Annotated in this window: 3 protein-coding genes; all 3 read left to right on the forward strand. The window is 67.4% G+C overall.

Features of this window, described 5'->3' with window-relative positions:
• The first annotated feature begins 12 nt into the window (after nucleotides 1–12).
• The 3 genes from L8K25_RS15690 to L8K25_RS15700 are packed head-to-tail and all read left to right on the forward strand — an operon-like array spanning nucleotide 13 to nucleotide 7753.
• Nucleotides 13–3249, forward strand: a complete 3237-nt coding sequence (locus L8K25_RS15690) for a TonB-dependent receptor (RefSeq protein WP_242139911.1) — start codon at nucleotides 13–15, stop codon at nucleotides 3247–3249.
• A gap of 10 nt (nucleotides 3250–3259) precedes the next feature.
• On the forward strand, nucleotides 3260–5788 hold the full coding sequence (locus L8K25_RS15695) for a glycoside hydrolase family 95 protein (RefSeq protein WP_242139912.1): 2529 nt from the start codon (nucleotides 3260–3262) through the stop codon (nucleotides 5786–5788).
• Nucleotides 5789–5827: 39 nt separating this feature from the next.
• Nucleotides 5828–7753: an alpha-L-fucosidase gene (locus L8K25_RS15700; RefSeq protein ID WP_242139913.1), complete on the forward strand. Its 1926-nt coding sequence runs from the start codon at nucleotides 5828–5830 to the stop codon at nucleotides 7751–7753.
• The last annotated feature ends 57 nt before the right edge of the window (nucleotides 7754–7810 follow it).

Below are 7810 nucleotides of genomic sequence, written 5' to 3' on the forward strand. Positions count from 1 at the left end.
AAGGGGCGGGACATGAGAGTGATACAGCGGGTGATCGTGAGCGCGAGCGTGATGGCGATGGCCGTGGCGACAGCGACGAACGCAACACCGGCCTATGCGCAGCAACGGCAGTTTCCGTTCGCCATCACGGCGCTGCCGCTCGGGCAGGCGTTACGCACCTTGGGCCGACAGGCCCGGGTCGAGCTGGCGTTCGACGAGGCCGCGCTCGGTGACCGCAAGTCCCCCGCAGTAACCGGCACGATGACCGTCGACACGGCGCTGAACCGCCTGCTGCAAGGCAGCGGCATGGGGATCACGCGCACCGCCCGGGGCGTCTATGTCGTTTCGGGAGCGCCAGCCGCGGCGCCGGTCTCGGCGATCGTTTCCCCCCTTCCGGCGGTTTCCCCCCTTCCGGCGGACTCCGCACAGAACGAGCCGCAGGGCGGTGACCTGATCGTCACGGGTTCCCGGATCCGTTCCAAGAACCTCGTCGAAACCGCGCCGGTCACCAGCGTTGGCCAGGCCGAAATCAAGCTGCAATCCGCGTTCAGCGTCCAGGAGGTGTTGAACCGGGTTCCCGCGATCAAGAACAACGATACCAATCTGTCGAACGGCAACGGCCGGCAGCAGTTCGACTTCCACGGAATCGGGACGAACCGGACGCTGACGTTGATCGACGGCCAGCGGATCGGCGTTACGGAGGGCATCGACGCCTCGGTGGTTCCGGTCGGGCTTATCGAACGCGTGGACCTGCTGACCGGCGGCGCGTCCGCCGTCTATGGCTCGGATGCCATCGGCGGCGTCGTGAATTTCGTGCTGCGCAAGGACTTCGAAGGCGTCAACGCGAACGTCAATTACGGCTTCTACAACACCACGAACCGCGACAATATCGCCGCCCAGGCAGCGCGGAATGCCGGCTTCGCCGTCCCGCAGGGATCGGCGAACGATGGCGGCCGGTTCGACGCCAACATCAGCGTCGGCCATAATTTCGACGGCGGGCGGGGCAACATCTCGGTCTTCGGTGCCTATAGCAAGGTCAACCCCGTGCTGGCATCGGACCGCTCCTTCTCGGTCTGCCCGATCACCCTGTCAGCACAAAGCGTCGTGTGCGCGTCGCCATCCTCGGCGACCCCGTCGGGCTATTTCCAGGCGCTGTCGGGACCGGCCCAGACCGGTACGGTCTACAGCAACGCCTCGGACGGCAGCCGCGCATTCGTCCCCTACAGCGGGGCGAACGGCTATAACTACAATCAGACCTTCTATTTCCAGCGGGAGAACACCCGCTACAACGGCGCGGTCTTCCTCAACTACAAAGTGTCCCCCGGCCTGCAGCTCTACGCAAACGGCCTGTACCTGAAGTCCGAAGCGGTCAGCCAGTCGGACCCGGCGACGATCCAGCCCGGATCGGTCGCTTATGCGATCAATTGCGACAATCCGCTGCTGTCCGGACAACAGGCGCAAGCCCTGTGCGGCAGCGCGGCGGGCACCGCGACCAACGTCACCACCGACGTCCGATACCGGTTCAGCGGCGCGCAGACGACGCGGTCGTCGAACGAGATCTACCGCGGCGTCGCCGGCTTCCGCGGGGATCTGGGTCGCGCGTGGCATTATGACGTCGGGGGCGTCTACTCGACGACCCTCTATCAGCAGCGCCAGAACAACCGCGTCGACCCGACCAAGGTCGCTGCCGCACTACAGGTCGTGAACGTGAATGGCGTGGCCACCTGTGCCTCGGCCGCGACAAACCCCGGCTGCGTTCCGCTCGACATCTTCTCGAGCGCCGGTCCGAGTGCGGCGGCGGTCGACGCGCTGTCCTATGGCGCGGGCGGCGGCCAGTTTCGCGAGCGGTACGAGCAATGGGTCGGCAATGCGAACGTGACCGGCGATCTCGGCGAATACGGGATCCGCAGCCCGTTCTCGACCAAGGGGATCAACGTCGCGTTCGGCGTCGAATATCGCAAGAACAGCTACCGCTCCAACCCCGACGCGGCCTATCAGGCGGCGTTCGGCTCGACCCCGTCGAGCCTGTCGAACAACGCCAAGGACATTTACGGCGAAATCAACGTGCCGCTGGTCAGCGACCGACCGTTCATCCGCGACCTGAGCGTCGGCGCGGCGATCCGCGGGTCGCGCTATTCCGGGGTCGACAAGATGCGCTCGACCTACAAGTTCGATGGCAGCTGGCGGCCGATCCCGGACCTGCTGCTGCGCGCCAGCTACAACAAGGCGACCCGCGCGCCGAGCATCTACGAACTCTCGTCCAATGCCGCGGTGAGCTACGGGACGCTCGACACCAACACGCTCGGCGATCCCTGCGCCGGCGCCAATCCGGTCGCGAGCCTGGCGGCGTGCCAGCGGTCGGGGGTGACCGCAGCGCAATATGGCTCGATCGCGCAATGCCCGGATTATCTGTGCACCGTCCGGAACGGCTCGCAAGGCCTGGTCACCCCGGAGATCGCCCACACCTACACTTACGGCCTCGTGCTGACCCCGCGGATGCTCCACGGTTTCTCGGCGACGGCCGATTATTACAATATCCAGATCGAAAACGGGATTGGCTATTATCGCGCGATCGACTTCGCTCAGACCTGCGCCAACACGGGCTACGACTTCTTCTGTGGCCAGCTGGTCCGCAACGCCAACGGGACGCTGTTCAGCAACGTCGGCGCGACGAGCGGCTATATCAACCAGGGCTACTCCAATCTCGGCAAGACACGGGCGAGCGGGTTCAACTTCTCGGCCAACTACGAAACCCGGCTCGGCAGCTGGGCACAATTCTCGACCAGCTATGTCGCCACGCTACAAACCGACAAGGGCGGCGACCTCGGCTTGCCGGACACGGATTTCAACGTCGTGGGATTGTTCGGTCCCTATGCCGGACAAGGCTATCGCCGGTATCAGCACAATTTCCGCACCACCCTCTCCTCGCCCCGGTCGGCGCGGAATCCGGCGCTCATCTCGCTCAACTGGCGGCACAATTCGGGGCTGAAGAACTCGCGACTGGATGGCAACCCGATCTTCGGCTCCGACGACCCGGCCGTCCCCGACCAGTATAAATATCTGCCGGCCTATGACCTGTTCGACGTCAGCGGCAGTATCACGATCGGGCAGAAGCTGACCTTGCGGCTCGTCGTGAACAATATGTTCGACGCGTCCGCCCCAATACGGCCGAGCCCGCCGCTGGAGGCCGCGGAGCGCGTCAACACGTCCCCGTCAGTCTATGATTCGCTCGGCCGCTCGATCAATTTCGGGGCATCGATCAATTTCTGAGCCGGTGGACATGGCAAGCGACGTCCCCCGCGCGACGGCGGACGTTCCGAACGGATCGCCATGCGACGAAGGCGATCCGGCCGGGTACTCGCGGCGGGACGTCCTGGCGGCGGGCGGGGGCGCCGTTCTGCTGGGGTTGGCGGGGCAAGCCGGGGCCGCCCGCGCGGGGGACGGCCCCCAGGACGCACGCCACCGCATCGGCGCAAGCATGCCGGCGGACGAATGGCTGCTCGGTCATCCGGTCGGGAACGGCACGCTCGGCGCGATGATGGGTGGCGGGATCGCGCAGGACACGATCTCGCTGAACCACGACACGCTCTGGACCGGCCAGCCGAACCCGGCGGCGGATCACGACGGTCGCGCAACCCTCGCAGCGGTCCGCGCGGCGGCGTTCGCCGGGGACGGGATCGAGGCCGATCGCCGCGCGAAGGCGCTGCAGGGGGCGTATAGCCAGAGCTACGCGCCCATGGCCGATCTGGTGCTGGCGATGGACCATCGCGGCACGCCGACCGCCTATCACCGGGAGCTGGATCTCGACCGGGCGGTGGCATCGGTCGCCTATCGCTGCGACGACGTCGGTTTTCGCCGCGATCTCTTTGCCTCGCATCCGGACCGGATGCTCGTCCTGCGCCTCGCCGCGGACCGCGCATCGGCCCTGACCTGCCGGATCGGGCTGAACACCCAGTTGCGCGGAACCGCCGTCGCGAACGGGACCACCGTGACGCTCGTCGGCAAGGTTCCGGCGCGGTGCGAACCCGAATATCGCAAGGTGCCCGATCCGGTCGCCTATTCCGACGTGCCGGGTCTCGGGATGGCCTTCGTCACCATGCTGAGCGTCGAGGCGACGGGCGGAAGGGTCGTCGCCGTCGGGGATGCGGTGCAGATCACCGATGCGACCGAGGTGATCGTGCGTATCACCGCCGCCACGGGATTCCGCCGGTTCGATCTCGCCCCCGACACCGCGGTGGCCGCAATCCTTGCCGATGCGCAGCGGGACCTGTCGGCCGGCCGGCGACGCGCGTATCGCACGGTGTTGGACCGTCACGTGGCCGATCATCGCGCGCTGTACCGTCGTACGACGTTGGCGCTCGCAGGAACGCCGGGAGACCAGGACGTCGCCCGTGCCGAACGGCTGTTCCATCTGGGTCGCTATCTGCTCATCGCGAGTTCGCGCGCCGGGACGATGCCGGCCAACCTGCAGGGCATCTGGAACGCCACGGTCCGCCCGCCCTGGAGTTCGAACTATACCACCAACATCAACCTGCAGATGACCTATTGGCCCGCGGAAAGCTGCGACCTTGCCGAATGCCATGGGCCGTTGATCGATCATATCGAACGGCTGGCGGCGAATGGCGCGCGGACGGCGAGGACGCTGTACGGCCTGCCCGGCTGGTGCGTGCACCACAATTCCGACGTCTGGGCGATGAGCAACCCGGTCGGCGCAGGCCAGGGCGATCCCAACTGGGCCAACTGGCCGATGGCGGGCCCGTGGCTGGCGCAGCACGTGTGGGAGCATTACCGCTTCAGCGGCGATCTCAAGTTTCTCCGGCAGCGCGGCTTCGCGATCCTGCGGGGGGCGGCGGAATTCTGTGCCGCCTGGCTGGTGCGCGACCCGCGCGACGGACGGATGACCACCGCCCCGTCGATCTCGCCGGAAAACCTGTACATCGAGGCGTCCGGAACGGCGGCGGCGATCGGTACGGGGTGTACGATGGATCTGGCCTTGATCCGTGAACTCTTCGCCAACTGCATCGCGGCGGCGCGACTGGTTGGCGACGACAGCGGCCTTGCCGACCGCCTCGCGGGGTTGCGCGATCAGCTCGAACCCTATCGGGTCGGCCGGTTCGGACAGCTGCAGGAATGGTCGCAGGACCGCGTCGAACAGGACCCGGGGCATCGCCACATCTCGCACCTCTATCCCAGTTATCCCGGGACCGACATCGATCCGCACCGCGCGCCCGGCCTGGCGGAAGCCGTCCGTGCGTCGCTTGCGCGACGCGAAGCGCATGGCGGATCCAGCACCGGCTGGAGCCGGGCCTGGGCAACCGCCGTCTGGGCGCGCCTGGGGCAACCTGCGGACGCGGGAAGATCGGTGGCGGCCTTTCTCGCGCACAGCGTTGCCGGTAATCTCCTCGATACGCACCCGGCACAGCCGCGCCCGGTGTTCCAGATCGACGGCAACCTCGGCATCACCGCCGCGATCGCCGAGATGCTGCTGCAAAGCCACGGCGATGCCCTCGCCCTGCTCCCCGCGCTTCCGCCTGCCTGGCCAACCGGACGGGTTTCCGGTCTGCGTGCGCGGGGCGGGCACCGCGTCGCGATCGACTGGACGCCCACAACCGTTACCGCGACGATTACGGCGGGCAGCACGCGGCTTGCGATCCGCCCGCCGCCGGGGTTCGCGCTGCGATCGGTGCGGGAATCCGGCCGTGCGATCGCCCATGGTCGTGACCAAAATCTCGTGCAGGTCGCTGCGACTTATGGTCGGACCTATCGCATCGCCCTGCGCCGTCGACCATCGCAACCCGTGCCGGCCTAAGCCTCGCGCGCGCTCCATTCGACTTTACGAGGAACCTGCATGTCCGAATTGTCCCGCCGCGCCGTTCTCGTCTCCGGGCTTGCCGTGTCCGGGCTCGCCGCGATCGGACCGTCGGCGGCCGCAACCCCGCGCGGTCGGGCGACGGATGCTCCTGCGCCGTGGGGCGCGACACCCTCCGCGCGGCAAATTGCCTGGCACGAGCGGACGCAATATGCCTTCATTCATTTCTCGATCAATACCTTCACCGATCGGGAATGGGGTTATGGCGACGAGCGCCCGAACCTGTTCGATCCCACCGACTTTTCCGCGGACCAGATCGTCGGCGCGGCCAAGGCGGGCGGATTGCGCGGGATCGTCCTGACCGCGAAACACCACGACGGCTTCTGCCTCTGGCCGACCACCCTGACCGAGCATTGCATCCGCAACAGCCCCTTTCGGCAGGGGAAAGGCGACATCGTCCGGGAATTCGAACAGGCGTGCCGGCGGGCTGGCCTTGCCTTCGGGCTCTATCTGTCGCCGTGGGACCGAAACCATGCGGACTATGGGAAGCCCGCCTATATCGATTATTATCGCAAGCAGGTCGTCGAACTCTGCACGCGCTACGGCACGCTGTTCGAATTCTGGTTCGACGGCGCGAACGGCGGCGACGGCTATTATGGCGGCGCGCGCGAGACGCGGAAGATCGATGCCGAAGCCTATTATGACTGGCCATCGATCGTCGCCTTGGTCCACCAGCATCAGCCGATGGCGTGCACGTTCGAACCGCTCGGCACCGATATCCGGTGGGTCGGCAATGAAGACGGCGTCGCGGGCGACCCTTGCTGGCCGACCATGCCCGACCACAAGCCGAGCCAGGCCGAAGGCAATGGCGGTCTGCGCAACGGCCCCTTGTGGTGGCCGGCCGAAACCAACACCTCGATCCGCCCCGGCTGGTTCTATCACGCCGATGAGGATTCCAGGGTGAAGAGCCCGCAGCGGCTGGTGCGACTGTACGATGAGTCGGTCGCGCGCGGAACGAACCTGATCCTCAACCTGCCGCCGGACCGTCGCGGCCGGCTCGCCGATCCCGACGTCGCGGTGCTCCGGTCGTTCGGCCGGGCGCAACGGGCGACCTTCGCGAAGGATCTCGCGAACGGCGCGGTTGCCTCGGCGGATCACGAGCGCGGGCCGCCCTTTGCCGCCGCCAAGGTGCTCGATGGCAATCCCGCCAGCTACTGGTCGACTCCCGACGACGTGCACACGCCGCAGCTCGTGCTCGACCTTCCGCCAGGTCGCCGTTTCGACCTGATCCGGATCCGGGAACGGCTTCTGCTGGGCGCGCGGGTCACACGCTTCGCGATCGACCTCGATACGGGCGCGGGCTGGCAGGAGGCGGCGACGGGGGCGTGCATCGCGGCGCAGCGAGTGCTTCGCCTGCCGGCCCCGGTCACGGCGCGACGTCTGCGCCTCCGGATCACCGAGGCGCCGGCGTGCCCCGCCATTTCGGAAATCGCCCTGTTTCTGCAGGTTGCTCCAGCCGATGTCCCGTTGCCGACGCGGGCCGACGACCTATGGCCGGCGACCGCGTGGTCGATCGAGTCCGCGACGGCGCCGGGCACTGCGGCACTGTCGGACGACGACACGGCGACGGTATGGCGCGTTCCGGTTAGGGGGGGAGCGGCGACGGCTTCGGTCACGCTGCGGCTGGCGTCGACGGCGCGGCTGGGGGGGTTCGTGCTGATCCCCTCGCGCGCGGTGATGACCGATGCGGCACCGCCCAAGGGCTATCGCGCCGAGACGAGCCTCGATGGCCGAAGCTGGACGGCCGTGGGGGCGGACGAGTTTTCGAACATCGCCAACGCGCTGACGCCGCAACGGATCGTCTTCCCGGGACGGCCCAGCGCGAGGTATGTGCGGCTGACGTTCGTCGGCCTGGCCGCGCCCGCGGCGACGATGGCGATCGCCGGGCTTCAGCTGCTGCGGTAATGCGCGGGGTGTAGCCAGACGAGCCCGGCCGGCGCTGTCATCGGCGCGCGGCTAACT

The sequence above is a fragment of the Sphingomonas sp. TREG-RG-20F-R18-01 genome (genome assembly GCF_022662475.1).
Classification (GTDB): domain Bacteria; phylum Pseudomonadota; class Alphaproteobacteria; order Sphingomonadales; family Sphingomonadaceae; genus Sphingomonas.

What these genes read in the sequence shown, in the direction of transcription:
- L8K25_RS15690 (WP_242139911.1), top strand. Translation starts at nt 13, where the DNA reads ATGAGAGTGATACAGCGGGTGATCGTGAGCGCGAGCGTGATGGCGATG.
- L8K25_RS15695 (WP_242139912.1), top strand. Translation starts at nt 3,260, where the DNA reads ATGGCAAGCGACGTCCCCCGCGCGACGGCGGACGTTCCGAACGGATCG.
- L8K25_RS15700 (WP_242139913.1), top strand. Translation starts at nt 5,828, where the DNA reads ATGTCCGAATTGTCCCGCCGCGCCGTTCTCGTCTCCGGGCTTGCCGTG.